Annotated in this window: 26 protein-coding genes and 1 riboswitch; of the genes, 12 read left to right on the forward strand and 14 right to left on the reverse strand. The window is 63.3% G+C overall.

Going from position 1 to position 23,953, the window contains the following annotated elements; translation table 11 throughout:
• Nucleotides 1-208 precede the first annotated feature (208 nt).
• From FJ434_RS14650 to FJ434_RS14665, 4 genes are all read right to left on the reverse strand, one after another.
• Complete coding sequence (locus tag FJ434_RS14650) at nt 209-1,231, reverse strand: glycosyltransferase (protein WP_246678286.1); 1,023 nt, start codon at nt 1,229-1,231, stop codon at nt 209-211.
• A gap of 77 nt (nt 1,232-1,308) precedes the next feature.
• Nucleotides 1,309-2,157 carry a Stf0 family sulfotransferase gene (locus tag FJ434_RS14655; RefSeq protein ID WP_140712292.1) on the reverse strand — a complete coding sequence of 283 codons (849 nt, stop codon included), beginning with the start codon at nt 2,155-2,157 and terminating at the stop codon, nt 1,309-1,311.
• Complete coding sequence (metW, locus tag FJ434_RS14660) at nt 2,103-2,717, reverse strand: methionine biosynthesis protein MetW (RefSeq protein ID WP_140503320.1); 615 nt, start codon at nt 2,715-2,717, stop codon at nt 2,103-2,105. The genes FJ434_RS14655 and metW overlap by 55 nt, the downstream gene beginning before the upstream one ends.
• Before the next feature lie 121 nt (nt 2,718-2,838).
• Nucleotides 2,839-4,008 (reverse strand): homoserine O-acetyltransferase, encoded by a 1,170-nt coding sequence (locus FJ434_RS14665; protein WP_140747944.1) that lies wholly within the window; start codon nt 4,006-4,008, stop codon nt 2,839-2,841.
• Nucleotides 4,009-4,127: 119 nt separating this feature from the next.
• A riboswitch (SAM riboswitch) is annotated at nt 4,128-4,205 on the reverse strand.
• A 136-nt stretch (nt 4,206-4,341) separates the two neighbouring features.
• Between FJ434_RS14665 and hisC the strand changes: the two genes are divergently transcribed.
• Together hisC and FJ434_RS14675 are read left to right on the forward strand one after the other, a co-directional pair.
• A complete protein-coding gene (gene hisC / locus FJ434_RS14670) occupies nt 4,342-5,451 on the forward strand; it encodes a histidinol-phosphate transaminase (protein ID WP_140747941.1) in 1,110 nt (369 codons plus the stop codon).
• A 5-nt stretch (nt 5,452-5,456) separates the two neighbouring features.
• A complete protein-coding gene (locus FJ434_RS14675; protein ID WP_181165923.1) occupies nt 5,457-6,392 on the forward strand; it encodes a prephenate/arogenate dehydrogenase family protein in 936 nt (311 codons plus the stop codon).
• Here the strand turns inward: FJ434_RS14675 and FJ434_RS14680 are convergent.
• Nucleotides 6,389-7,318, reverse strand: coding sequence for a sugar kinase (locus tag FJ434_RS14680; RefSeq protein ID WP_140747935.1), 930 nt, complete (start codon nt 7,316-7,318; stop codon nt 6,389-6,391). The two genes, FJ434_RS14675 and FJ434_RS14680, sit on opposite strands and share 4 nt — an antisense overlap.
• 7 nt (nt 7,319-7,325) lie before the next feature.
• On the reverse strand, nt 7,326-8,324 hold the full coding sequence (locus FJ434_RS14685) for a DUF2125 domain-containing protein (RefSeq protein ID WP_140747932.1): 999 nt from the start codon (nt 8,322-8,324) through the stop codon (nt 7,326-7,328).
• 153 nt (nt 8,325-8,477) lie between these two features.
• Here FJ434_RS14685 and FJ434_RS14690 point away from each other — a divergent pair, with 153 nt between their 5' ends.
• The 3 genes from FJ434_RS14690 (at nt 8,478) to FJ434_RS14700 (ending at nt 10,788) form a co-directional block, all read left to right on the forward strand.
• Nucleotides 8,478-8,999 (forward strand): gamma-glutamylcyclotransferase, encoded by a 522-nt coding sequence (locus FJ434_RS14690; RefSeq protein ID WP_140747929.1) that lies wholly within the window; start codon nt 8,478-8,480, stop codon nt 8,997-8,999.
• Nucleotides 9,000-9,121: 122 nt separating this feature from the next.
• Complete coding sequence (locus FJ434_RS14695) at nt 9,122-10,069, forward strand: aldo/keto reductase (RefSeq protein WP_140747926.1); 948 nt, start codon at nt 9,122-9,124, stop codon at nt 10,067-10,069.
• Between the two features lie 92 nt (nt 10,070-10,161).
• The gene (locus FJ434_RS14700; RefSeq protein ID WP_140747923.1) at nt 10,162-10,788 is read left to right on the forward strand and encodes a LysE family translocator; all 627 of its coding nucleotides are present in this window, start codon (nt 10,162-10,164) and stop codon (nt 10,786-10,788) included.
• Nucleotides 10,789-10,807: 19 nt separating this feature from the next.
• Here FJ434_RS14700 and FJ434_RS14705 read toward each other — a convergent pair whose 3' ends face one another.
• Together FJ434_RS14705 and FJ434_RS14710 are read right to left on the reverse strand one after the other, a co-directional pair.
• Entirely contained in the window at nt 10,808-11,596 is a 789-nt protein-coding gene (locus tag FJ434_RS14705; protein WP_140503306.1) for a 1-acyl-sn-glycerol-3-phosphate acyltransferase, read from the reverse strand.
• A 77-nt stretch (nt 11,597-11,673) separates the two neighbouring features.
• Nucleotides 11,674-12,579, reverse strand: coding sequence for a LysR family transcriptional regulator (locus tag FJ434_RS14710; protein ID WP_140712278.1), 906 nt, complete (start codon nt 12,577-12,579; stop codon nt 11,674-11,676).
• Between the two features lie 101 nt (nt 12,580-12,680).
• On the opposite strand from FJ434_RS14710, the gene FJ434_RS14715 reads away from it, so the two are divergent.
• From FJ434_RS14715 to FJ434_RS14725, 3 genes are all read left to right on the forward strand, one after another.
• Complete coding sequence (locus FJ434_RS14715) at nt 12,681-13,232, forward strand: peroxidase-related enzyme (protein WP_140747920.1); 552 nt, start codon at nt 12,681-12,683, stop codon at nt 13,230-13,232.
• Nucleotides 13,233-13,294: 62 nt separating this feature from the next.
• Entirely contained in the window at nt 13,295-13,765 is a 471-nt protein-coding gene (locus tag FJ434_RS14720; RefSeq protein WP_140747917.1) for a DUF1348 family protein, read from the forward strand.
• A gap of 24 nt (nt 13,766-13,789) precedes the next feature.
• Nucleotides 13,790-14,422 carry a pyridoxamine 5'-phosphate oxidase family protein gene (locus FJ434_RS14725; RefSeq protein WP_140747914.1) on the forward strand — a complete coding sequence of 211 codons (633 nt, stop codon included), beginning with the start codon at nt 13,790-13,792 and terminating at the stop codon, nt 14,420-14,422.
• Between the two features lie 7 nt (nt 14,423-14,429).
• On the opposite strand, the gene FJ434_RS14730 is transcribed toward FJ434_RS14725, so the two are convergent.
• The 3 genes from FJ434_RS14730 to ftsE all read right to left on the reverse strand — a co-directional run bounded on the left by FJ434_RS14730 (nt 14,430) and on the right by ftsE (nt 16,903).
• A complete protein-coding gene (locus FJ434_RS14730; RefSeq protein ID WP_140747911.1) occupies nt 14,430-15,155 on the reverse strand; it encodes a YdcF family protein in 726 nt (241 codons plus the stop codon).
• A 109-nt stretch (nt 15,156-15,264) separates the two neighbouring features.
• Complete coding sequence (locus FJ434_RS14735; protein WP_140747908.1) at nt 15,265-16,251, reverse strand: ABC transporter permease; 987 nt, start codon at nt 16,249-16,251, stop codon at nt 15,265-15,267.
• On the reverse strand, nt 16,244-16,903 hold the full coding sequence (ftsE, locus tag FJ434_RS14740) for a cell division ATP-binding protein FtsE (RefSeq protein WP_010911739.1): 660 nt from the start codon (nt 16,901-16,903) through the stop codon (nt 16,244-16,246). The genes FJ434_RS14735 and ftsE overlap by 8 nt, the downstream gene beginning before the upstream one ends.
• A gap of 187 nt (nt 16,904-17,090) precedes the next feature.
• Here ftsE and FJ434_RS14745 point away from each other — a divergent pair, with 187 nt between their 5' ends.
• The 3 genes from FJ434_RS14745 to FJ434_RS14755 all read left to right on the forward strand — a co-directional run bounded on the left by FJ434_RS14745 (nt 17,091) and on the right by FJ434_RS14755 (nt 18,749).
• Entirely contained in the window at nt 17,091-17,735 is a 645-nt protein-coding gene (locus FJ434_RS14745) for a hypothetical protein (RefSeq protein ID WP_140748137.1), read from the forward strand.
• A 23-nt stretch (nt 17,736-17,758) separates the two neighbouring features.
• On the forward strand, nt 17,759-18,301 hold the full coding sequence (hpt, locus tag FJ434_RS14750) for a hypoxanthine phosphoribosyltransferase (protein ID WP_140747905.1): 543 nt from the start codon (nt 17,759-17,761) through the stop codon (nt 18,299-18,301).
• 76 nt (nt 18,302-18,377) lie between these two features.
• Nucleotides 18,378-18,749 carry a response regulator gene (locus FJ434_RS14755; protein ID WP_181165922.1) on the forward strand — a complete coding sequence of 124 codons (372 nt, stop codon included), beginning with the start codon at nt 18,378-18,380 and terminating at the stop codon, nt 18,747-18,749.
• Here FJ434_RS14755 and FJ434_RS14760 read toward each other — a convergent pair whose 3' ends face one another.
• Entirely contained in the window at nt 18,750-19,697 is a 948-nt protein-coding gene (locus FJ434_RS14760; RefSeq protein WP_140712264.1) for a DMT family transporter, read from the reverse strand.
• Nucleotides 19,698-19,919: 222 nt separating this feature from the next.
• On the opposite strand from FJ434_RS14760, the gene FJ434_RS14765 reads away from it, so the two are divergent.
• Complete coding sequence (locus tag FJ434_RS14765; RefSeq protein WP_140747899.1) at nt 19,920-20,801, forward strand: LysR substrate-binding domain-containing protein; 882 nt, start codon at nt 19,920-19,922, stop codon at nt 20,799-20,801.
• On the opposite strand, the gene FJ434_RS14770 is transcribed toward FJ434_RS14765, so the two are convergent.
• Entirely contained in the window at nt 20,780-21,151 is a 372-nt protein-coding gene (locus FJ434_RS14770; protein ID WP_140747895.1) for a glyoxalase superfamily protein, read from the reverse strand. The genes FJ434_RS14765 and FJ434_RS14770 overlap by 22 nt on opposite strands.
• Before the next feature lie 56 nt (nt 21,152-21,207).
• The gene (locus FJ434_RS14775; RefSeq protein WP_140747891.1) at nt 21,208-23,805 is read right to left on the reverse strand and encodes a TIGR02302 family protein; all 2,598 of its coding nucleotides are present in this window, start codon (nt 23,803-23,805) and stop codon (nt 21,208-21,210) included.
• Nucleotides 23,806-23,953: the final 148 nt, after the last annotated feature.

The raw sequence follows: 23,953 nt of genomic DNA on the forward strand, positions 1-23,953 counted from the left end.
CCCCCTGGATGGCCCTCATCGGATTCGGCGCGACGCTACAAAGAACAACCTGTTATGTCATCCTATTCTGCTGTCGTTCGACCGACAAGGCGTGATGAATTCCGGCTCCTGAAGCTTTAACTGCAACACCATCGCTGCCTTCGAGGCTTGCGAAGTGGCGTTGACGATCAACTTTCGCAAGGGCGATCGAATCCACCGCTAAAATCTTCTAGCTGTGCCCGACATAGTCGGGCACGATCTCGATGTCGTCGCTGACCAGGCCTGTAGCGAGACTGAACTGGCCCCAAAACGCCAAACTGTAGAATGCAAGGCCGACAAGAAGGGAAAACGGAGTCTGCCAAAGCGGCATCCCGGTGCGCCCTGCATGGCCGATAATCCGTCTTGTGGTGCGCCATGACATGGTGAACCAACGGCTGAAGGACTTGACGACCCGTTGCGTGCGGCCAGGCGATTTGAGCTCCACGAACTTTCGGTCGGCGTCTCTGCCCGTGACCAGGGCGCGCCAGAAAAAAAATCGCCAGCCCCGCGGTGAGTAATGGTAGACGCGTGCGTTGACATTACGAATTGTGCGGCCTTCGCGTTGCAGTTCGCGCATCAGCAATGTGCACGAGACCTTGAAGCCATTGTGTCTTGGAAAAGGATGATCGACGATCCAGTCGCGCCGAAACCCTACATTGTTGGCGTTCATCGCTCGTTTCGAGGCAAACCGCTTGTCCCCGTGAGCCATTGGGAAAAACCAGATCAGTGCAAACGTCCTCGAAAAGAAATCATCGTATGAAAGATAAGTATATCCATTCACACACATGACTTCTGGATCGTTAAAGGGCTCAAGCAAACCTGATAGCCAGCCTGGTTCGGCCACTACATCGGAATCGGTGAAAATGATGATATCCCCGTCCGTTGCCAATATGCCGTTGTTTTTTAGATCGTAATATCGGCCCCCGGGAAAAGCGGTAAAGATCAGATCGGCAACTTGTTCCAGCTGTGGCGCTACCGCCCTGACGTCGATACGAAGCGATCCAGCGTCGGCGTCCGTGCCGCCGTGAGAGATAACAACCTTAGGTCTGTGCAAGCCGGCTGAAGGAACCGTGGTGATTTCACGTGCCAAGGCCTTCAGGCCAATGCCGACTTCGTCCCAATCGATGGACTTGGCGTTCTCCATCTCCACCACGAGGGAATATGTTGGGTGTGGTTCAACCATTTCCGCATGGACCATATCGCTGCGTCGCACTGGCGATAGTCCCTGCAAGTCGGCCTAAAGGCAACCCTTTCAAGATCACGCGGGGTGTTTCCCAACAATACTGACGATCAGCCACCGCCACCAAATCGGGACCAAAGGGAACCGCGAGTGCGGTCAACCGGGAATCTTGAAGTGTCTGAATATTGCGCCAAGAAACGCTGCCGCCATTCTACATTGACGGTGTCTCGTTGAATTGCGAGGCCGGACGCAAAGCCAAATCCGACGTCACGGGCAAGCTTGGCGTCAACGAGACCAGCGATTTTCTTAAGACTGGTCTGCGGGTCCTGCAAAAGATCCTCATATGTCAACGACAGGAAAGGCACCCCGTTTTTTGCAAACCAGAGGTCCCAAACCAGATTTTCCAGCACAAGTTTATCAAGCGACTGTGCTATCGCCGCGCCGTCGTAACGTGGCGCATTGTTGGCGGTCTCGGTAGAACGGAATCGGCCGGTCTGACGGGCGCGCGCCCAGGAGATTGCCTGGCCAAGGAGATCGCGGCGCGTCAAACGGACATAGCGCAATTCTGGGAGGGTGGCTGGCAGGTCGATGGTTCTAGCCACTTGGGAAAATTGGCTGGCAAACAGTTTGACTGCGTAAATTCCGGAAGAGGATCGCCCATCCCTCAATGCCCGCAAGACTTGAGCGCGGGGATCGCGAGGATAGTTCGGCAATTCAAGAAGACGGCGGCCGCCGAACCACTCCAAAGGGTTGCCAAGCCCGGCGGCTGCCATCAATCCAGCGAGATGATTGCTGCCGCTGCGCGGTGACGTGCAGACCAGAATTCCAGCTTTTATGCCAGACAGGATGTCAGGTGGTATTTCAACCGGAAGAGGCCGTCTGCGAAAGAGATGCATGGCAACCACTACCGCTTCAGCAGGAACACAGCCTGTTGGCCAAAGAAATTCCAGAACCACCATGGCATCGACAGACCGATCTTCTGGCCGTTTGCGTCGAGCGCGGTCGCCTTTTCCACCGTCGCACCAAGCTCTTCGCACAGATTGACGAAGTCACGGATGGTGCAGAAGTGGATGTTGGGCGTGTCGTACCAGGAATAGGGCAGATCCTTGGTCACCGGCATTCGGCCCTTGACGAACAGCGACAGGCGCACCCGCCAATGGCCGAAATTGGGGAAGGAGACGATCGCCCGATTGCCGATCCTGAGCAGTTCGTCGAGCACCAGTTTTGGATTGCGGGTGGCCTGCAGGGTCTGCGACAGGACGACGAAGTCAAAGCCCTTGTCGGGATAGAATTCGAGATCCTTGTCAGCATCGCCCTGGATGACCGAGAGGCCGCGCGCCACGCATTCGTTGACGCCGCGCTGCGACAACTCGAGCCCGCGGCCGTCGACCTGCTTGCTTTCCTGCAGCAATTCGAGCAGCGAGCCATCGCCGGAGCCGACGTCGAGCACGCGCGATTGCGGCGGGATGAGGTTGGCGACGACCTCGAGGTCGACACGCTGGCTGCCGTTGACGCTCATGGTTTCGCCTCCTGAGCGGCGCACGACCATGGTCCGGAAAGTCCGCAACTCTTCGGGGTCATGGCTTCACCTTTCTGTTTGGCGCATGACCTTGATCCGAAAAGTCTGCAACTTTTCGGGGTCATGCGCTGAGCCCCCTGGCGCGCGCGGCCGAGCCGATGAAGCCGTTGATGGCGGCAAACAGTTCCGGTTCGTCGAGCAGGAAGGCGTCGTGGCCGCGATCGGTCTCGATCTCGACGAAGGATACCGAGGCGCCGGCGGCGTTGAGCGCATGAACGATGGAGCGGCTCTCTTCGGTCGGAAACAGCCAATCCGACGTGAAGGACACCAGGCAGAAGCGGGTTTTGGTGCCGGCAAAGGCGTCCGCCAGCCGGCCGCCATGGTCGGCGGCGAGGTCGAAATAATCCATCGACCGTGTCATGTAGAGGTAGGAGTTGGCGTCGAAACGGTCGACGAAGGTCATGCCCTGGTGGCGCAGATAGCTCTCGATCTGGAAATCGGCATCGAAGCCGAAGGTCAGCGCTTCGCGGTCCTGCAGGTTACGGCCGAATTTGCGGTGCAGGGCGGCTTCCGACAGATAGGTTATGTGGGCGGCCATGCGCGCCACCGCCAGCCCCTTTTCCGGGCGCTTGCCGTGCTCGAAATATTTGCCGCCATGCCAGTCCGGATCGGCCATCACGGCCTGCCGCCCGACCTCGTGGAAAGCGATGTTCTGTGAAGAATGGCGCGCGCCGGTGGCGATCGGCAGTGCCGAAAAAACCCGTTCGGGATAGCTCGACGCCCATTGCAGCACCTGCATGCCGCCCATCGAACCGCCCAGCACGCAGAACAGCTTCTCGATGCCGAAATGGTCGACCAGCATCTGCTGCGCACGCACCATGTCACGGATGGTGATGACCGGAAGGTCGAGCCCATATGGCTTTCCCGTGGCGGGGTTGGTCGAGGCCGGCCCGGTGGAACCAAGACAGCCGCCGATGACGTTGGAGCAGATGACGAAGAAGCGGCTGGTGTCGATGATCTTGCCGGGGCCTATCAGCACTTCCCACCAGCCTGGCTTGCCGGTCACCGGATTGGTGCTGGCGACATGCTGGTCGCCGGTCAGCGCATGGCAGACGAGGATGGCATTGGAACGGGCGTCGTTCAGCGTGCCATAGGTCTGGTAGGCGATCTGGAATGGCGACAGCAGCGTGCCGGCGTCGAGCTTGAGCGGCTTGTCGGGCCCGAAACGCAACACCGGGCTCGACGGTTGGTCGGCCTCGTTGTTGGTCTTTCCTGCACGCAGAACAGCCATCACGTCTCTCTTGCTGCACCGTGCTTTTGCGGAAATCGCTGCCGATCTCCGCGCCGCGGATGCGTTCGTCCGGCCGGTCGCGGACAATAAAAAACCGGCATTGCCTTCGCAAAGCCGGTTACGTCACGCAAACGGCCCTTTAGCGAATTGTTTAACGTGGCTGCAAGCCGACCGGCCAAATCACCACGGAACTGTCCCTGTCCTTCTAGAACCCGCCCGCCTCGCCGTCAATGCCGGCGGCCGGCACCACTGCCGCCCCTCGACATTGCCTGCCATGGCTTGTATTTCCGCAGCGGCTTCCGGATGGAGGCGTTTTCGACGGATTTTGCAAAAATGAACCAGACATCTGATCAGGCACGTCCGACCCCGCGCGCGGGCATCATGGACATAGACGCCTACGTGCCCGGCAAGAGCACGGCGCCGGCCGGTGTCGCCAAGGTCCACAAGCTGTCGTCGAACGAGAATCCGCTTGGGCCCTCGCCGAAGGCGATCGAGGCCGCGCGTGAGGTCGCCGGCAAACTCGACATCTATCCCGATGGCACCGCCAGGCGGTTGCGCGAGGCGATCGCCGAGGTGCATGGCCTCAACGCGCAGAACATCATCTGCTCGAATGGTTCCGACGAGATCCTCGGCCTGCTGGCGCAGACCTATCTCGCGCCCGGCGACGAGGCCATGTTCACCGAACACGCCTTCATGGTCTACAAGATCTATATCCAGTCGGCGGGCGCCACCCCGGTGGTGGTCAAGGAGACCGACGAGCGCGCCGACATCGATGGGATGCTGGCGGCTGTCACACCGCGCACGAAAATCGTGTTTCTGGCCAATCCCAACAACCCGACCGGCACCTATGTGCCGTTCCAGGAGGTGCGCCAGCTGCATGCCGGACTGCCGAAAAACGTGCTTCTGGTGCTCGACGCGGCCTATGCCGAATATGTCCGCCGCAACGACTATGAAGCCGGCATAGAACTTGTCGGCAGCGCTGAGAACGTGGTGATGACGCGCACCTTCTCCAAGATCGGCCTCGGCGGCGCGCGCATCGGCTGGATGTATGGTCCAATGCACATTGTCGACGCCATCAACCGCGTGCGCGGGCCCTTCAACGTCAATGCGACGGCGATCGAAGCCGGCATCGCCGCGATCCGCGACCGCGCCCATGTCGAGCGCAGCGTGGCGCATAACGAGACCTGGCTCGCCTGGCTGAGCGAAGAGATGACCGGGCTCGGACTGCGGGTGACGCCGAGCGTCGGCAATTTCCTGCTCATTCATTTTCCCGACGACCAGAAGCATTCGGCGGCGGCTGCTGATGAGTATCTGAGCGCGCGCGGCTATATATTGCGGCGCGTTTCAGGCTACGGCTTTCCCAACGCGCTACGCATGACGGTCGGCACTGAAGAGGCCAATCGCGGCGTTGTCGCCGCGCTCACGACATTCCTGAAAAGCTAGAAACCATGGCATCTCCGATGTTTGAAAAAATCGCACTGGTCGGCATTGGCCTGATCGGTTCGTCGCTCGCCCGCGTCATTCGCCGTGAGGGTTTGGCTCGCCAAGTCGCCATCTCGACCCGCAGCGGGGCAACGCTCAAGCGAGCCGAAGAACTGGGCCTCGGCGATTCCTACACCACGGCTGCCAGGGAAGCGGTCCACGATGCCGATCTGATCATCGTATCGGTGCCGGTCGGTTCGTCCGGCGCGGTGGCGCAGGAAATCGCGCCGGCGCTGAAAAAGGGGGCGGTCCTCACCGATGTCGGCTCGACCAAGGCGTCGGTCATCGCGCAGATGCAACCGCATGTGCCTGATGGCGTCCATTTCATTCCCGGCCACCCGCTGGCGGGCACCGAAAAATCCGGCCCGGATGCCGGGTTCGCCGACCTGTTCGACAATCGCTGGTGCATCTTCACGCCGGTACCGGGCACCGATCCGGAAGCGTTGGAAAGGCTCTCGGAATTCTGGCGCCGCTGCGGCGCCAACATCGACACGATGGACCCGCAGCATCACGACATGACGCTGGCCATCGTCTCGCATCTGCCGCACATCATCGCCTACAACATCGTCGGCACCGCCGACGATCTGGAATCGGTGACCAAGACGGAAGTGATCAAATATTCCGCCTCCGGTTTTCGCGATTTCACGCGTCTGGCCGCCTCCGATCCGACCATGTGGCGGGACGTGTGCCTGCACAACAAGGATGCCATCCTGGAAATGCTGGCGCGGTTCTCGGAGGATTTGGCCTTCCTGCAGCGCGCGATCCGCTGGGGGGACGGCGACAAGCTGTTCGACCTGTTCACCCGTACCCGCGCCGTGCGCCGCTCGATCATCGAAGCCGGCCAGGATATCGACGCGCCCGATTTCGGCCGCCAGGCGGTCGAGCACCCGGCAAAGAGCTAAGCTGTTTCAGGCCATGTCGCTTCCATCATGGCGAGCGTCTCCGCCCGATCCGGCGCGCCCAGCCTGCCGCCGAAGCGCAGACATTTGAGCGCGGCGGCCGCACTTGCGAGACGCAAGGCCTGTTCGACCGGCATGGCTTCCGCCAGCCCGACGGCAAAGGCGCCATGAAAGACATCGCCGGCGGCCAGCGTGTCGACCGCCTTGATCCTCGGTGCCTCGACATGGCGGGCTGATCCAGCGCTTCGATCAAGCCACCAGGTTCCCGCCGCACCGCCGGTGACCGCGACGAAGGCATCGGTGCGGGAGGCAAGGTCGGTGCAGGCGGTCTCCAGATCCAGCGCGTGGCCACATATGATGCGGACTGCCGGTTCGGAGGCGACGATGTGCGAGGCCAGCGGCAATAATTGTTCCAGCACCGCAAGCGGCGCGGTATCGGCATCGAGGATAGCCGGCCGGCCAGCGGCGCGCGCCGCCTTCAGGGCCAGGGCAGCGGCACCCGGCCAGCGCACGTCGGCCAGAACGGCATCGAATGCCGTGACGTCGGTGAACGGCAAGGCGTCGGGATCAGCCTGAGCGCGTGTGTCGTAGAAAGGCACGATGATCCGCTCGCCATGCGCATCGACCAGGATCGAGGCCAGTGCCGAGCGCGCACCACTGACGCGGCGCACATGGCTGCAATCGACGCCCTCGGCCTCTATTCCCGCAATCAGCTGATCGCCGACCGGATCGTCGCCGGCGCTCGCCCATAGCGATACCTCAGCGCCGAGACGATGCGCGGCGCAGGCCGCGCTCGTGGCCATGCCCGAGGCGATCTGGATGCCGTCGGAGGCGATGAACTTTCCCTGATGATGGGGCAATGTATCGACACGCAGGATCGTATCCAGCGTCAGCGCCCCGACACTCAGGAGCTTCACGGGTCTTGCCATGGCGGGACTATTGCACCGGCTTGATCTTGCCCAGCGGGATGAAGCCGAGTGAGGCCTTGCCCTTGACCACTTTCAGCGGCATCGACGGTTCGCTACCAAGCAGCGCCAGGGCGCCAAAACCCTGCTCGATCGCATTCTTCTGCTCGGGTATGGCCCCGGCAAGAATGGATGCCACGGCCTTGGGATCCTTGATCCTGATCATCAGATCGGCATCGACCAGGCCCTCGGCATCGACCGAAAGCGGCCCGGAAACGGTGACACGCGCCGTTCCCGACGACAGATCGAGGGTGCGGATTTCGATCCTCTGGCCGCGCAGGCTTTTCACCTGCGTGCCGATCACCGCGACGCCGTTCTTCAGTGTCACGTCGCCGCTGGCATCGAGCGCCGGCAGCACGCGCCCGCCGATCGCGTCGGGATCGATCTCGAGATCGCCAAAGCTGCCGACATAGTCGAGATTCCCGCCATTCGGCTGCAACTGGCCTGATGCCTTGCCGGCACTGAATAGTTCGACCGGATCTGTGTCGTCCGCCGGGTCGGTTTGGCCCGACAGGCCCTCGGCCTGCAGCGATATACGCCGCGGCAGCGGGTACCACAGTTTGACTTTGGCCTGCAGATTGTCCCAGTCGATCCAGAGCGGCATCATGCCCGGGACGGAGGTCCGGAGCGGACCGCGCAGACTGGCAACCGGCGACAAGGGTTGGACGATCTGGGCTGTGGCATTGAAACTGCCGGCCGAGGCGGCGATGTTCTTGGCATCGTCCTCGTAAGCGAGGTTGTCGCAAGAGACGGCAAAGCTCAGGGGATAGCCACCGACCTGGAGATTGGCGCAGCCGGCCTGGATGCCGCTTTTGTTGAGCGTGGCAACAGCCTTGTCGGCCTCGGACCTCACCCTGTCGGCCATATAGAACCAGCCGGCGCTGTAAATGGCGAACAGCACCAGGATGAACGCGGCAAGCCACCACAGGCGGCGACGGCTACGCGGTTGGCGTTCGTCACTTGACGTCATGCTTTGGCTCTCGTTAACGCATGGATGGTGTGGACGGATTCTCGATTCCGACAACACCAGCGGACAGAGACGAATAGGTAAACGGACACGGGCGGAAAAAACACCGGTTTCCGGTGCGGTGTTGCCATTCTTTTTGCAATCAGGCGCGTTGTTATGGGCGATTTTTGGGTGTTCGGCTACGGTTCGCTGATCTGGCGGCCGGGTTTCGCGCATGTCGAGACACGACGCGCCCACCTGCATGGCTATCGCCGCTCGCTCTGCGTCTATTCCTTCGTGCACCGCGGCACGCGTCAGCGGCCCGGACTGGTGCTTGGCCTCGACCATGGCGGCTCCTGCGTCGGCCTTGCTTTCCGCGTGCCTGGCGAATTGCGCGACGAGGTCATTGCGTATCTACGCGAGCGCGAGCTCGTCACAAGCGTCTATCTCGAACGCACCCTCAAGGTGCGCCTCGACGGCGGCGCCGCGGTTGAAGCCGTGGCCTACATCGTCGACCGCAGGCATGAGCAATATGCCGGGGCGCTGGATGCGGCGGATGCGGCGGCCCTGGTGCGCGGCGCAGTCGGCCGATCCGGCAACAATGAGGATTATGTGCTGAGCACGCTGAAGCATCTGGAAGCGCTCGATATCCGCGACCACTGGCTGGAGAATGTGGCGCGCCGGATAGCGACTTCGTGAAGCGCTGGCTCTGCGGAAAAAGGCGGCCAGGCCTTTGACCTCGATGCGGCAGGACCTAGGTTAGGCTCCGAACCCAGCCAGCGGGCGGCATCGCCCGGTCCCAATCATCACGGAGATCCGTCTTGCAGAAACGCCGTCTCGGTCGCACCGACCTTTCCATCGCGCCGCTGGTTCTGGGCGGCAATGTCTTCGGCTGGACCGCTGACGAGAAAACCTCCTTCGACCTGCTCGACCGCTTCGTCGGCGCGGGCCTCAATGCCATCGATACGGCCGACGCGTATTCGCGTTGGGTTCCCGGCAACAAGGGCGGCGAATCGGAAACCATCATCGGCAAATGGATGAAGGATCGTGGCAATCGCGACAAGGTCGTGGTGGTCACCAAGGTCGGCTCGGACATGGGGCAGGGCCACAAGGACCTGTCGGCCGCCTATATCGAAAAGGCCGTCGACGCATCGCTGAAGCGGCTGCGGACAGAATTCATCGACCTTTATCTATCGCACTGGCCGGATCCGACCACGCCCTATGAGGAAACCCTCGGCGCCTATGAGAGACTGCTCGCCAAGGGCAAGATCCGCTATGCCGGCTGTTCTAACCTCGATGCCGGTCAGTTGCGCGCGGCACTTGACGTGGCAAGCCTGCGCGGCTTGCCACGCTATGAGGTGCTGCAGCCGGAATACAATCTCTACGACCGTTCCTCCTTCGATGGCCCGCTACGCGACCTCTGCGTGGCCGAGGATATCGGCGTCATCACCTATTTCAGTCTGGCCAAGGGTTTTCTCAGCGGCAAGTACCGCACGGAAGCCGATCTCGGCCAGAGCGAGCGCGGGGAGGATGTCGGCCGCTATCTCAATCCACGCGGCATGCGCATTCTGGCGGCGCTCGACGCCGTATCCGCCAGGCATTCGGCCAAGCAGGCGGAAGTGGCGCTTGCCTGGGCCATCGCGCGGCCAGGCGTCACCGCGCCGATCGCCAGCGCCACCAAGCCGAGCCAGATGGACAGCCTGATCAAGGCGGTGTCGTTGAAATTGAGCGCGGACGACATGGCCGAACTCGACAAAGCCAGCGCCTGAGGCGGCCGGCAGCGCGGGGCGCACAAACGTCCAAGACGATCCTCATGCCTTGCAATACCGTCCTTCGCACGGGGTGCAGGGCGGAGGATCAGATGGCCGGATCGCTTGTTTCGCAGCCGGAGCTTTGGCGCCAATTGCTTGCGCTGTTGCTGGCCGCCACCGTGGTCATGGGTAGCCCGGGGCCGGCGACGATAAGCGTCACCGCCGTTGGCGCCGCCTTCGGCCTGCGCGATTCGCTGCGCTACACCGGCGGCATCGTCCTGGGCACGATCGCCGTGCTGCTGGTCGTGGCGACCAGTGTCATGGCGGTGCTTGGGTCGATGCCGAAGCTGGCGCCGTTGCTGGTTGGCGCGTCCGCGGCCTACATCCTCTATCTCGCCTTCAAGATCGCCACCGCCCCGCCATTGGCTGTACGCGCCGCCGACGCGTCGCGCCCGACATGGCTGGCCGGTTTTCTCCTCGCGGTGGCCAACCCGAAAGCGTATGTGGCGATCGCCGCCGTGTTCGCGGGTGCTTCGTCGAGCGCGGGCGATGCCGAGCTCCGGCTGTGGACGAAACTGACTGTTCTCGCGGTGATGATCGTTGTCATCCACGCCGTGTGGCTTCTTGCCGGTGCGGCGTTCTCGCGCTTCCTGCGCCGGCCTGTCGCCTCGCGGATCATCAATCTGGCTTTTGCCGCGACGCTGCTGCTGACCACGGCGCTGGCGGCGCACGGTTGACGGCCTGGCCGGAGAGCCTTCAGGCCTTCGTGCCCAGCTCCCGAAGCCGCTTCACCGCCGTTGGCGGCAGGGCCGGCGGATTGGGGGCGCGCGATGCCTCGACGAGAAGCTGGTCACAGGCAGCCTCGGTCTCGCCGATCAGCCGCGCCATGAACTCGTCCTTGCCCAGACCAGGCGGTATGGGCGGCAGGAAACGCGCCTTGACGGTCCCGGGATAGCGCAGGAACTTGCGGCGCGGCCAATAGAGGCCGGCGACATGGGCGACCGGCACCACCGGAACGCCAAGCTGGGTGTAGATTTCAACGATGCCGTATTTGTAGGCCGGCTCGTCGCCCGGCGCCCGGCGCGTGCCCTCGGGATAGATGATCAACTGGCGCGGGTTGCGCGCCATCTCTTCCTTGGTCGCTGCGACCACGGCCTTCAGCGCCTTGGAGCGGCTGCCGCGGTCAACCGGGATCATGCGCATCTTCAAGATATACCAGCCGAAGAACGGGATCCAGGTCAGCTCGCGCTTCAGGATATAAAGCGGGTCCTGGAGGTAAGGAAAGAAGGCGATAGCGTCCCAGAACGATTGGTGCTTGGGCGCCAGGATGAAGGAGCCCTCGGGCAGGTTTTCCTGCCCGGTGATGTCGTTTGTCGTTCCGGCGATCTTGTCATAGAGCCACATCGAGGTGCGCGACCAGAATTTCGGCACGAACCAGGCGCGGTGGCGGGGCGACAGGAAATAGTACGGGGTCCAGAGGATCATCTGAACGATCAGATTGACGTAGAAGACGAAATTGAACGCCAGCGATCTGACATAAAGCATGGGGGAGGTCCGGTGAGGAAGTGTGCGTTGGTTACACCAAGCGCGGGGAAAAAGGAAACGGTGCGATACTGCCCGTGCTACCAGGTCGCCTGCGCCAGCCGTTCCCTCAGGCGTGGGGCGGCGAAGTCGAGGAAGGCGCGCAATTTTACCGGCAGCCGACCCTGGCCCGCATGCACCAGGTTTACCGGCCAAGGCTCGGGTTCGAAATCCCTGAGCACGGGACGCAGTGTTCCTGATCGTACGGCGGCGACGATCTGGTAGGAAAGCACCCGGGTCAACCCGACCCCGGCGATCGCCGCATCAGTCGCCGCCTCAGCGGTGTTGACCCGAAGCCTTGAGCGGACCGGTACGACAAAATCAGCCTTGTCCACGGTGAAAGTCCAGGTGGCAAGTGAGCCAAGGCCCTCGAAGGTGATGCAGCTGTGCGTATCGAGCTCTCCCGGCGTCCCAGGAATGCCGTGTCCGGCCAGATAGGCCGGGCTTGCGCAGACAACATGACCGATCAAGCCGACCCTGATGGCGACCATCCGCGAATCCGGCAGCCTGCCGATGCGGACGGCGAGGTCGATATGGTCTTCGGCCAACTGGCTTATCCTGTCGCCGAGCGTGAGGCGGATATCCACCAGCGGATAGGCGGCGAGGAACTCGGTGACAACCGGCAACACGTGAAGGCGGCCGAAGACGATCGGCGCGGTGATAATCAGTTCCCCTGTCGGGGCGCTGTATTCGCCGCCGGCGGTGCGTTCGGCGTCTCCGACCTCGTCGAGAATGCGGCGGCAGGCAGCGAGATAGGCATGGCCCGCATCGGTCAGTGTCAGCCGCCGCGTCGAGCGGTTCAACAGGCGTGTCTTCAGGAGGCGCTCCAGATCGGAGACCTTGCGGCTGACCGTTGCCAGCGGAACGTCCGAACTGCGAGCGGCGGCGGAAAGGCTGCCGCCTTCCGCTGCCGCGACGAAAAGGGACATGGCTTCGAGACGATCCATCATTTCTTCCAGAAAATGGAAGGGTTGATTGCAAATATGGCATCTACATCCACAAGATGGAAGGCTGCATATAGGCGGGGTACCTCAACAAGGCAATCTCCATGCCCCGCATTACCACGCCTTCGTCCATCGCAAACGCTCCCGCCGCCGCGTTGCCCATGCTGCAGGCGGTGGAAAAACAGCTTGGTGTCGTCCCGAACCTGTTTCGGATGGTCGCCAACAGTCCGGCCGCGCTGGAAAGCTATCTCGGCATGATGGGAGCCTTGGCCAAGGGCCGGCTGCCGGCGCAGACGCGCGAGCGCATCGCACTGGCGATCGCCGAGATCAATGGCTGCAACTACTGTCTGTCCGCCCACACCTATCTCGGCAAGACACTCGCAAGGCTCGACGCCGCCGAGATGATCGCCAACCGCCATGGCTGCTCCACGGATCCCAAGGCAGCCGCGGCGGTGCGTTTTGCCGCCAGAGTAGCGCAAAGCCGCGGGGATGTCGGCCAGGAGGATCTCGCCGCTGTCAGGCTCGCGGGCTATGACGACGGGGAGATCATCGAGAGCGTCCAGCATGTCGCCCTGAACGTCTGGACCAACTATATCAACGAGGTTGCCCAGACGGAGATCGATTTTCCGGTTGTTTCCGCCCGCGATGCTGCCTGAATCCGGAAAAGGGGCGAACGGTGCCCGCCGGCCCCAACCCGTCATGCCGCAGAGGAAATCCTATGTCTGAGAGCCGCCCGCCGCTTCCGCCCTTCACCGCCGAGACGTCAGCACAGAAAGCGCGCATGGCCGAGGATGCCTGGAACTCGCGCGATCCTGCGCGGGTGGCGCTCGCCTATACGGCGGACAGCCGTTGGCGCAACCGGGCCGAGTTCCTGCAAGGCCGCGATGCGATCCAGGCGTTCCTGACGCGCAAATGGATACGCGAACTCGACTACCGGCTGATCAAGGAGGTCTGGGCCTTCGACGGCAACCGCATCGCCGTGCGCTTCGCCTATGAATGGCACGACGACAGCGGCTCATGGTTCCGCAGCTACGGCAATGAGAACTGGGAATTCGACGAGCACGGGCTGATGCGGCTGCGCATCGCCAGCATCAACGACCTGCCGATCGCCGAGGCCGAGCGCAAATATCGCTGGCCTCTCGGCCGGCGGCCGGACGACCATCCGACGTTGTCGGAGCTCGGCCTTTAGAGCGTTTCATGCAAGGAGGTTTCGATGAACGCACACGCTTTTACGAGCGATGTCGCCTTCACGCCGACGGTCAAGGCGATCCAGGCGCGTAAGGGCTCGCGTCAGTCCTACGCCCGCGTCGAGGAGCGCGGCGGCTGGCAGTCGGCGATCACACCGGACCTCGCCGCCTTCATCGAAATGCAGACCAGCGTCTTCCTGTCGACGGCCAATGGCGACGGTCAGCCCTACATCCAGCACCGCGGCGGCCCTGCCGGCTTTCTCAAGGTGCTCGACGAGAAGACGATCGGCTTCGCGGATTTTTCCGGCAATAAGCAGTTCATCACGCAGGGCAATCTGGCCGACAATTCGAGGGCCTTCCTGTTCCTGATCGATTACATGATGCGCCAGCGCATCAAGATCTGGGGCACGGCACGCGTTGTCGAAAACGACGCCGGGTTGACGGCGCGGCTGATGCCGCCGGACTACAAGGCGCGTCCCGAACAGGTCATCCTGTTCACCGTCTCGGCGTGGGATGCCAATTGCCCGCAACATATACCGCAGCGCTTCGAGGCGGCTGATGTGGCGGCGGCGCTTGGCGAGCGCGACCGGCGCATCCAGGACCTTGAGCAAGAGATCGCGCGCCTCAAGGGCGTTTCAGGGGCTGCCGCCAAGCAATGACACGGGCTCAGCCGCCGGCGGCGGTCTCGGCCAGCGCGATGCCGTCGGGCGTCGGCTTCACCGGGATAATGCCGCGAGCCAGCGCCAGCAGGTATTTGGTGTATTCGGTGAACAGCACGCGCACCGCCCGCGGCTTGGTCAGCCAATTGCCATTATCCAGGTTGGAATTGACCACCGGGTAGGGTTCGAGCTTGGCGCCATGCAGCAGCCGGCCCATCTCCAGCAGGCTGCGCGGCATGTGATAATTGTTGGTGACCAGGATCACAGTGCCATAGGCGTGGTTTTCCACCCATTTGGCGCTTTCCTCGGCATTGCCGATCGTGTCGAGCGCGGCGCGGTCGATGTCGACGCAGCAGGAAAACAGCTTCTTGTCGCCGCCGGTCGCCGCCTGGAGTTGGCGACGGCTGGCGGAGGGATGCACGCCGCTGATCAAAAGCCGCTCCCCTTTGCCGGAAGCCAGCAGCTCCATCGCCGCGTCGAGGCGCGACTGGCCGCCGGTCAGCACAATGATGGCGTCGGCCTTGGCCGGGTTGGCGGGCGTGGTCAAATGGCTGACCTTGCTGGCAAACCAGCCGAAGCCGCCAGCGAACACTGTTGCGAGCACAAACAGGGAGACAGCGGAAAGGCGCAGGGCGGTCCTTAAATGGCTAACCTTGCTATGGCCGCGCCAACGGGCAACCACCACTGGCAACTGTCCAGCCGTCCCGGTCGAGTCCCGCACGTCCATAGCCATATGGTTAATCCCGAAATGCGGCCTTTGATAGGTAAAAGACACACTTTGCGTTACGCGAATTCTCCATCCGTGATCGCGCTCTTTCCATCCACGCCAAGACGAATTCCTTTCATGCGTCGGGTTGGCGAACGTCGATGTCGCTGAGATAGGCGACGACGGTGGCGTGCGAAGTTGCCGCCGTCAGCGCGCCAATCACCAGCACCATCAGGACGACACCTAGGTAGCCCGCGGAGCCGATGGCGAAGTTGCCGAACAAAGCGGTCGCCTGATCGGCCTGCGGCGTTGCCATATTGCGCGACGACCACCAGGAAAATGCGATGAAGACGAGCACCGCCGCCGCTCCGCCGGCGGCCGCGCCCTTCATGCCGGTGACCAGAAAATGCCGGCGGAATTCGCGCGCGATGAAGCGCGCTTCGGCGCCGACGAAATGCAGCACCTCGATGATGTGGCCGTTGCCGTCCATGGCGCCACGGGTCGCGAACACCACGGTCAGCACCGTTGCCGACAGCATCAGGGCCAGAACGGCGACGCCGATGGTCACCGTGGTGCGGGCCATGGCCACCAGCCGGTCGACCCAGGTGCGGTGGTCGTCAAGCGATGCACTCGGCAGCTTCGGCGTGATCGCGGCGCGCATGGCGGCGAAGTCCGGCGGACTGTTCTCGTCGATGGTGACGATGATCAGCCGCGGCACCGGCAGTTCGTCGATGTTGAGGCCCGATCCCAGCCAGGGCTCCAAGAGCCTGGCGGTCGCTTCGCGGTCGATGATCCGGGTCGACTTCACGCCGGGGAATTCGCCGGCGATCTGTGAGGCCTGGCTAAGCGCTGCCTCCATGTCAAGGCCGTCCGCCGGCTTGATCTGGATGGTCGCCTCGCGCGAGATCTGGTTTTCCCAAACCGAGGCCGTGTCGCGCACCAGCGTCACAGCGCCGAAGGTCAGGCAGGACAGGAAGGTCATGATAGCGATGACCAGCACCAGGGCGCGGCCGGCAATGTTCTGCGCGGGCACGATCGGCGCCATCTTGCGCTGGGCGCGCGGTCGTGCCTCGACCGCCTCGGCATCCTGCTCCTCGAAATGGTCAGCCGGTAGCTCAGTCATAGATATCAAGCCTTCCGCCGGCCAGGATCATGCGGCGCGCGTCGACCTGTTCCATAAGGCCAAGATCGTGGGTCGCGATCACCACGGCGGTGCCGAGGCGATTGAGTTCGATGAACAGCCGCAGCAGCCGCCGCGCCAGCGGCGGATCGACATTGCCGGTCGGCTCGTCGGCCAGCAAGATCTCCGGCTGCTCGATCAGGGCGCGCGCGATCGCGGCGCGCTGCTTCTCGCCGCCTGACAGAACCGGCGGCAGCACATGCATGCGTTCGCCGAGCCCCACCCATTTCAACAGTTCGGTGACATCGGTGCGGTAGCTCGCTTCCTCGCGCCCGCGCACGCGCAATGGCAAAGCAACATTCTCATAGGTGGTCATGTGGTCGAGCAGGCGAAAATCCTGGAACACCACGCCGATGCGCCGCCGCAGGTGCGGCAGTTCGGTGCGTGAGATGCGCGAGCGGTCCTTGCCGAAGATGGTGATCAGTCCACGTGTCGGCTTCAGCGACATGAACAAAAGGCGCAGCAACGTCGTCTTACCGGCGCCCGAAGGCCCGCTCAGGAACTGGAACGAGCGCTCCGGTATGTGCAGGGAGATGTCGCGGAGGATTTCCGGACCCATGCCATAGCGGAGGCCGACATTTTCGAAGCGAATCAATTTCGGCGACCTGAAATTCCTGCCGGCGGCGAGCCGGCCTGTTCTGCGAAAAGACCATCGGCCGGCATGGTTAACCGGCGGTTAATTCCTGGGTTCTTTCGGCTTGTCACGACAGCTCCGGTGGGGAAGCGTTAACCATTTGTGTTTACGCAAAAGAAACGAAAGCGAACAGGTGCAATACTGGGCCATGATGGCTGACCAGCGAACCGCGCGCCCGGTTTCCGGCGAAATCATGACCGATCCACCGGCAATTGCCGTGGCGGACCGGATCGTGCGCGGTCCGGCGGCCGATATCATCGATGCCGACTATGAAGTGATGCCGCCCCTTGCTCCTGCGGTGGAAAGCGATTCACCACCGCCGCGTGCGATCGTCACCCCGCCCATCGAGGGCATGGACATGCTGCGCAAGCCGGAAGCGCCAGCGAAACGGCCGCCGGCATCACGTGGAGGGCCGATCTTCTGGGTCGCCGGCGTCGGTGCCGCTCTTGCCGCCTTCTGGGTGTCCGGCGGCCATGCACTGGTGCGCCAGGCGCCGTTCCTCGCCGGCGCGCAAGCGTCGGCGCTGACCATTTCAGGCGTCTCGTCACGTGTCGACGCCTCCGGCACGAACCCGGTGCTGTTCGTCGATGGGGAGGCCGCGAACGACGGGACGGGCCCCGCGACCCTGCCGCCGCTCGAGATCCGGGTGACGGGCAAAGACGGGCGCACAATCCGTTATACGTTGGGGACATCCGGCCGCTTGCTGGCATCCGGCGAAAGATTCGGCTTTGCCAGCCGGCTCGACGTGCCTAAGAACGGCGTAAGAACCGTTTTGGTTACTTTCGCCGAGTAGGCGATCACCGGGGAAGACCATCTATGCCCATCGTACGCGGCAAGGACATCGAAGTCCTGTTTTCGGCATCGGCGATCGCGCGGCGCAATCTCGAACTCGCCAAGGAGATCGCCGGGCACGACTATCACGATCTGCTGGTGATTTCGGTGCTGAAGGGCTCGTTCATCTTCGCCGCCGACCTGATCCGGGCCATGCACGATGTCGGCCTGTCGCCGGAAGTCGAGTTTATCTTCATCTCCAGCTATGGCGCCGGCACCACCAGCGGCGAGGTGAGGGTGCTGCGCGACATCGACAACGAGGTTGCCGGCCGCGACGTGCTGTTGATCGACGACATTCTGGAATCGGGCAAGACGCTGAGCTTCACCCGCGACCTGATGCTGTTGCGTGGCGCGAAAAGCTGTTCCATCGCCGTGCTGCTCGACAAGCGCATGCGCCGCCAGACCGCGCTCAATGCCGACTATGTCGGCTTCGACTGCCCCGATTATTTCGTCGTCGGCTACGGCATGGATGTCTCGCATGCTTTCCGCGAACTGCCGTTCGTAGGCGTCGTCAAGGGCGACGTTTGAGCGGCTTCCAAAAAAGACTTGCCGACCGGTTCCGCTTTCAGGAAAAGTCAACTTTTGCCCGGCAAATATGCCGGCCATGGCAAAGCTTCTGATCGTCGAGGACGATGAGTCCGTCCGCACCCTCGCAGCCCGCGCGCTCGAACGCGCCGGCCACGCAATCGATATCGCCGCCGACGGCGCGCAAGGTCTGGCGTTGATCAAGGCCGCGCATGGCGGTTATGATCTCGTCGTCTCCGACATCCGTATGCCGGAGATGGATGGCATCGAGATGACGGTTGCGGCCGCAGCGCTTTTCCCGGCGATGAAGATCATGCTGATGACCGGCTATGCCGACCAGCGCGAGCGCGCCGACGAATTGAACGGCATTATCCTCGATGTCGTGCAAAAGCCCTTCACGCTGGCCGAGATCCGTTCGCGCGTCGAACGGGCGCTGATCTGCTTCGCCTGATCAGGCCGGATCCCTGGCGACAAGCGCCGGCGCTGGGCTGGTCCGCCGGTCGGTGTTGAGCGCCAGCAGGCCGGCGCCGATGATGAGCGCCGCGCCGATCATGGTCGTCGAGCGTGGTACCTCGGCGAAGAACAGGAAACCCCACAGCGGCGACCACAGGATGCCGGTATATTCGAAGGTGGCGACGCGGTTGGCCGGCGCCAGCCGGTACCCCTGCGAGAGCAGGATCATGCCGGCCGAGGCGACGAAACCGCACGCCGCCATCTTGAGGAAATCCGGCAGTGTCGGCCAGATCCACGGCCGCACCAGGAATTCGAGGCTCGGGTGGACGGCGTGGTTTATGCCGGCGAGGTGGAACGTGCCGGCGACCACGGCCGCGCCGGTCAGATAGGCGCCGTTCTGGTAGAAGGCCATCACGGTGGAGGATTCGGTGTCGCCGATCTTGCGGGCCATCAATTGCGAAAATCCGTAGAGCACAGCCGAGCCCAGCGACAGCAAGGCCGCCCAGTCGAACAGTCCGGCGCCGGGGCGCAGCATCACCAGGACGCCAAGCATGCCGATCAGCACGGTTGCCAGCGTCTGCCAGGAAACGCGCTCGCCAAGATAGGGGCCGGCCATCGCCATGATGCAGAGCGGCGCCATGAAATAGAGCGCCACGGCGTCGGCCAGCGGTAGGGCGGCGATGGCCAGGTAATAGACGGTGTAGGACGTGAACTGGATGAAGGCGCGCATGGTCAGCATGCCGAAGCGCCGCGACAGGATAGCACGGAGCCCGACATCGGCATGGACGAGAAGGATCAGGATCGGCAGGGCGATGATCGAGCGGATCGCCATCACCTCGCTCACCGGGTAGCCGCTCGACACGGCTTTGACGAGCGGGTCCTGCAGCGAGAAGACCAGCACGCCCAGGCACAGGCTCAGGATGCCGCGCACCATCCTATTCTGCATCCGCGTTCAGGCTCCCGCGCATCCGATCCGGCGACCCTCTCCAGATCAAAAAGAACCCGCCACCGTTTTCGGGCAGCGGGCACGAGTGAGGACTCTTTGATTGGTCCGCTGCCGATTTCGCGGCCGCATATCCAATGGGTGAGGCGACTATCGCCCGGTGTTTGACATGTTGCAAACGAATTGGAATGATACCAGCAATCAACTTTTCTTATGACGGATGCGATGCGGCCAACCCTCGACAGCGATCTCCTGCGCACCTTTGTCGCCATCGCCGAGGCCGGCAATTTCACGAGGGCCGCCGAGCAGGCCGGCCGCACGCAGTCGGCCGTATCGATGCAGATGAAGAAGCTCGAAGAACTGGTCGGCGACAGCCTGTTCGAGCGCGGTTCACGTGGCGTCGCCCTGACGCGGCGTGGCGGCGAACTTATCGTCAATGCCCGCCGCATCGTCGCGCTGCTCGACGAGACGGCGGCGTCAATGGCGGCGGCGCCGCTGGGCGGGCCGGTGCGCATCGGTATTCCGGAGGAATATGGCCACGCCATCCTGTCGCGCGCGCTCGGCGCTTTTTCGAAACGCCACACACAGGTCGAGGTCACCGTGCGTTATGCGCATTCAGGCGCCCAGATGGCAGCGCTCGCCGCCGGCGAACTCGATCTCTGCGTGGTGTTCGAATGGCAGGACCCGTCAGGCGGCGAGGTGCTGATGCACGATCCGACGGTGTGGGTGACATCGGCCCTGCATCACATGTATGAGAAACGGCCGGTGCCGATCGCGCTCTACAACCGGGCCGGCTGGTGCAAGGATTTTGCCGTCAAATCACTTGAGCAGCGCGGTCTTGCCTATCGTGTCGCCTATACCAGCGACACCACCGGCGGCCTCAAGCTCGCCGTCACCTCGGGGCTGGCGATTGCGCCGATCTCACGCAGCAACATTCCGGCCGGCTGTCGCGAACTGACATCCGCGGACGGCTTTGGCGATATCGATTCCTCGAATGTGGTGATGCACCGCAACCCGAATGCCTCCGGCGAGGCGATCGACGGCATGCAAGAGGCTATCCGCGAGGCGTTCTCCAACGGGCAAGGTCAGTCTCTCACATCCTCATAGAAGGTCAGGCGGTTGCCGAACGGGTCGGCGACCGTGATCTCCTTCGTCTTCCAAGGCGTCTGCTCCAGCCCCGGCCTGGCAAAGCGGTACTTCCTGGCGGTCAACTCATGGTGCAGCCCCGCGATATCCGCCGTCTCGATCCGGATGTGAGAGCCCGGCGCGCCGTCGCCATGATGTTCGCTCAGATGCAAGATGCAGCCGTCGCGGGAAACGCCTGTGTAGAGCGGCGCGTTGTCGTCGAAGCGGTGTTCGAACTGCACTTCGAAACCGAGAAAGCCGAGATAGAATTCATGCGCCTTGGCGATGTCGAAGATGCGCAGGATGGGGGTAGTCGCACCGAGTTTTGGCATGGTGTTGCAGCCGTTCGATAGGGTTTTCGGGTGGGGTGGAGGTCGGACAGCAATCCCTATTTCAGCTCCAGCAGCCGTTCCAGATAGCTGCGCTCGATGTCCGGGCTGAGCGCGTTGCCGAGCCGCTTGCGGATCGCTTCCAGAATCTGGCGGGCGCGCTGCACGTCGATCTCGTCGGGCACTTTCACCGAATCGCCGAAATCAGGACCCTGGCTGGCGCGCGGCCGGCCGAGCGGGTCGCGGTCGGCGTCCTGCTGACGACCGCCTTGCTGGCTGCCGCCCTGGTCGCCCTGCATGGCCTGCATCTGCTTCATCATGTCCTTGGCGCCCTTGCGCAGCGCCTCGAGTGCCCGGCCCTGGTGGCCGACCGCCTCGTCGCCCTGGCCCTCGCCAAGCGCCTGCTCGGCGCTGCCCATGGACTTGCCGGCCTCGCCAAATCCTTCATTGGGCTCCATGCCCATGCCTTCGAGGGCCTTCTTCAGCTGCTCGAGATCGCTCTTCAGCTGGCCTTGGCCTTCCTGCAACTGCTTCAGCGCATCGGCGAATTCCTGCGGCGTCATCGGCTTCGGCCTGGCAAGCGGATCGCGGTCCTGCCCAACGCCTGGCTTGTCCTGGTCCTCGCCACCGCCCTGGCCAAGCTGCTCGTCGCGGTTCTCGCCACGCTGGCGCTCGCCGCGCTGCATCTGGTCCATGCGGAACGTGTCGTTCATCATCTCCTGCTGGCGCCGCAGGATCTCGCCGAGCTTGTCCATCTGCTGGCGCATCTGGCTGTCCTGCTCACCGCCCTGCTGCTGGCGGCCGGCCTGGAGGTTGTTCATCATGTCCTGCAGCTGCGACAGCAATTGCTGCGCCTTGTCGCGATCGCCCGACTTGGCCAGGTTCTCGATCTGGTCCATCATACGGTCGATATCGCTCTGGCGCAGTTCCTGGCCGTTCTGCTGCATTTGCGGCGCGTTCGGGTTCTGCTTGGCGCGTTCGGCGAATTCCTGCAGGAACTGGTTCATAGCCTCGCGTAGTTCCTTCATCGCCTTCTCGATCTCGGCGTCGCTGGCGCCGTTCTTGATGGCGTCCTGCAGCGCCTGCTGCGCTTGGCGCAGCCGCTTTTCGGCGGCCGAGAGGTTGCCCTCCTCGATGCCGAGGGCGATCTCCCAGAGATAAGCGACCTCGCTGCGCAGCTGATCGTCGTTGCCGGCCAGTTTCAGCCGGCTCATCGCGCTCATGATGGCGAGGTAGTGGGACATGTTGTCGAACGTGTCTTCGGGCCGCAGTGTGATGGCGTCCATCAGGTCGAGCACGTGCGGCTTGGCATTGGCATCGAGTGCGAGCAGGCGGCGCTGTTCGATCACGGCGCGCGCCAGCGGGTTGGCGAACGGCCGCTCGGGCATCACCAGCGTCTTGGTTTCGCTGGACGCGGTGTGTCCGGCATCGTCGGTGGCGACCAGCGTCAGCTTGATGCTGCCGCCGGCCCAGACATGCTCGGTCAGATCCTTCGTGGTGCGGGCGGCATTCGCCTTGCCGCCGCGGCGCGGCAGCGTCAGCGGCATGTCAGGCCGACCATAGAGCGGATGCGCATCTGGCGCCTGCGGATCGGCCAGCGCGAACACCGCCTTGGCGGTGGCGGCGCCGTAGTCGTCGTCGATCTGGTAGTTGAGCTCGAAGGCGCCGTTGGCGGCGCGCTTGGGCTCGCCGACGAAGCGGATCTGCGGCGGCTTGTCCGGGAGCACGGCAAAGGCCCAGCGGGCAAGCTGGTCGTCGCCCGACTTCAGCGTCAGCGTGCCGTCGCCAGTCAGCTTGCCGATGAACTGGCGTATCGTCGAGGATGAGGCGGGGGCCGGCACCGCCGGGCTTGCCGCCGGCTTGGCGACGGCTTGCGGGTCGATAGCGCGCGCGTTGCCATCCTTGTCGGCATAGGCAAGCGTTTCCTCGCCCGATCCACCGGTCACACGCAGCGAGACATCGCTGCCTTCCGGAATGGTGAAGGTCGGCGTCGCCTGGTTGGCATCAGCGGTCAAGAAGATCGGCGGCTTGCCGGTATAGGCCGGCGGCGTCACCCAGGCGTCGATGCGCGGCGGCACGGTGTCGAGTGTGCCGTGTGCGCTGAAACCGTCTGCTATCCTGCCGCCGGTCGGCCCGAAGGAGAAGGCGAAGGCGGTGACCAGCAGGAGCGCCGCCACGGCGCGAAGTCCCCAGGGGTCGCGCTCCGGCACGCGCGTGCGCGGCAGGTCGGCGCCGAGACTGTCGAGCTTTCCCGCCATGCGCTTCTGGTGCTCGCGCCAGAGAGCCTGCGAGAAACTGCTTTCCTGGCCGCTGGGCCGGTCGCTCTGCACCTGTACCGGGCTGTGCAGCAATCTGTTGGCGGCCTCGATGCGACGATCGACCTCGGCAGCACCAGGCATGCGGAAAAAGCGCAGCGGATAAAGCGCGGCCAGCCCCGCCAGGCCGAAAACGGCGATAAGGCCGATGCGTGCCGCATCCGGCAGCCGGGGGAAAATACCGAACCAGGAGACACTGAGGAACAGGCTGGCAACAACAATGAGCGGGAGCAGCAGCGGCCAGCCGCGCTCGACGGTCATCGCGACGCGCGTCGCCATCCGGCTCAAGGCAAGGCGTCCGGCCAGGCCGCGATCGTTGCTGAAGATGGGTCGTTGCGTCATCGGCCCTTCCCAGAGCCTGTTCCGCCTGAAAGGACCGGAATGGGGCTCTATCTCTTTGAGCATGATCTGTTCCGAAAACCGGACTTCGGGATCATGCAGCGAGGCGGGGCGGGATAGCCCAGCCTCACGACTCGAAGAATACCAGCAA

This window comes from Mesorhizobium sp. B2-5-13 (assembly GCF_006440535.1).
Taxonomy (GTDB): Bacteria; Pseudomonadota; Alphaproteobacteria; order Rhizobiales; family Rhizobiaceae; genus Mesorhizobium; species Mesorhizobium salmacidum.

Coding starts and splice junctions, on each gene's coding strand:
- FJ434_RS14655 (WP_140712292.1), bottom strand. CDS start 2,157: ATGGTGGTTCTGGAATTTCTTTGGCCAACAGGCTGTGTTCCTGCTGAA.
- metW (WP_140503320.1), bottom strand. CDS start 2,717: ATGAGCGTCAACGGCAGCCAGCGTGTCGACCTCGAGGTCGTCGCCAAC.
- FJ434_RS14665 (WP_140747944.1), bottom strand. CDS start 4,008: ATGGCTGTTCTGCGTGCAGGAAAGACCAACAACGAGGCCGACCAACCG.
- hisC (WP_140747941.1), top strand. CDS start 4,342: ATGAACCAGACATCTGATCAGGCACGTCCGACCCCGCGCGCGGGCATC.
- FJ434_RS14675 (WP_181165923.1), top strand. CDS start 5,457: ATGGCATCTCCGATGTTTGAAAAAATCGCACTGGTCGGCATTGGCCTG.
- FJ434_RS14680 (WP_140747935.1), bottom strand. CDS start 7,318: ATGGCAAGACCCGTGAAGCTCCTGAGTGTCGGGGCGCTGACGCTGGAT.
- FJ434_RS14685 (WP_140747932.1), bottom strand. CDS start 8,324: ATGACGTCAAGTGACGAACGCCAACCGCGTAGCCGTCGCCGCCTGTGG.
- FJ434_RS14690 (WP_140747929.1), top strand. CDS start 8,478: ATGGGCGATTTTTGGGTGTTCGGCTACGGTTCGCTGATCTGGCGGCCG.
- FJ434_RS14700 (WP_140747923.1), top strand. CDS start 10,162: ATGGCCGGATCGCTTGTTTCGCAGCCGGAGCTTTGGCGCCAATTGCTT.
- FJ434_RS14705 (WP_140503306.1), bottom strand. CDS start 11,596: ATGCTTTATGTCAGATCGCTGGCGTTCAATTTCGTCTTCTACGTCAAT.
- FJ434_RS14710 (WP_140712278.1), bottom strand. CDS start 12,579: ATGGATCGTCTCGAAGCCATGTCCCTTTTCGTCGCGGCAGCGGAAGGC.
- FJ434_RS14715 (WP_140747920.1), top strand. CDS start 12,681: ATGCCCCGCATTACCACGCCTTCGTCCATCGCAAACGCTCCCGCCGCC.
- FJ434_RS14720 (WP_140747917.1), top strand. CDS start 13,295: ATGTCTGAGAGCCGCCCGCCGCTTCCGCCCTTCACCGCCGAGACGTCA.
- FJ434_RS14725 (WP_140747914.1), top strand. CDS start 13,790: ATGAACGCACACGCTTTTACGAGCGATGTCGCCTTCACGCCGACGGTC.
- FJ434_RS14730 (WP_140747911.1), bottom strand. CDS start 15,155: ATGGCTATGGACGTGCGGGACTCGACCGGGACGGCTGGACAGTTGCCA.
- FJ434_RS14735 (WP_140747908.1), bottom strand. CDS start 16,251: ATGACTGAGCTACCGGCTGACCATTTCGAGGAGCAGGATGCCGAGGCG.
- FJ434_RS14745 (WP_140748137.1), top strand. CDS start 17,091: ATGATGGCTGACCAGCGAACCGCGCGCCCGGTTTCCGGCGAAATCATG.
- hpt (WP_140747905.1), top strand. CDS start 17,759: ATGCCCATCGTACGCGGCAAGGACATCGAAGTCCTGTTTTCGGCATCG.
- FJ434_RS14755 (WP_181165922.1), top strand. CDS start 18,378: ATGGCAAAGCTTCTGATCGTCGAGGACGATGAGTCCGTCCGCACCCTC.
- FJ434_RS14760 (WP_140712264.1), bottom strand. CDS start 19,697: ATGCAGAATAGGATGGTGCGCGGCATCCTGAGCCTGTGCCTGGGCGTG.
- FJ434_RS14765 (WP_140747899.1), top strand. CDS start 19,920: ATGCGGCCAACCCTCGACAGCGATCTCCTGCGCACCTTTGTCGCCATC.
- FJ434_RS14770 (WP_140747895.1), bottom strand. CDS start 21,151: ATGCCAAAACTCGGTGCGACTACCCCCATCCTGCGCATCTTCGACATC.
- FJ434_RS14775 (WP_140747891.1), bottom strand. CDS start 23,805: ATGACGCAACGACCCATCTTCAGCAACGATCGCGGCCTGGCCGGACGC.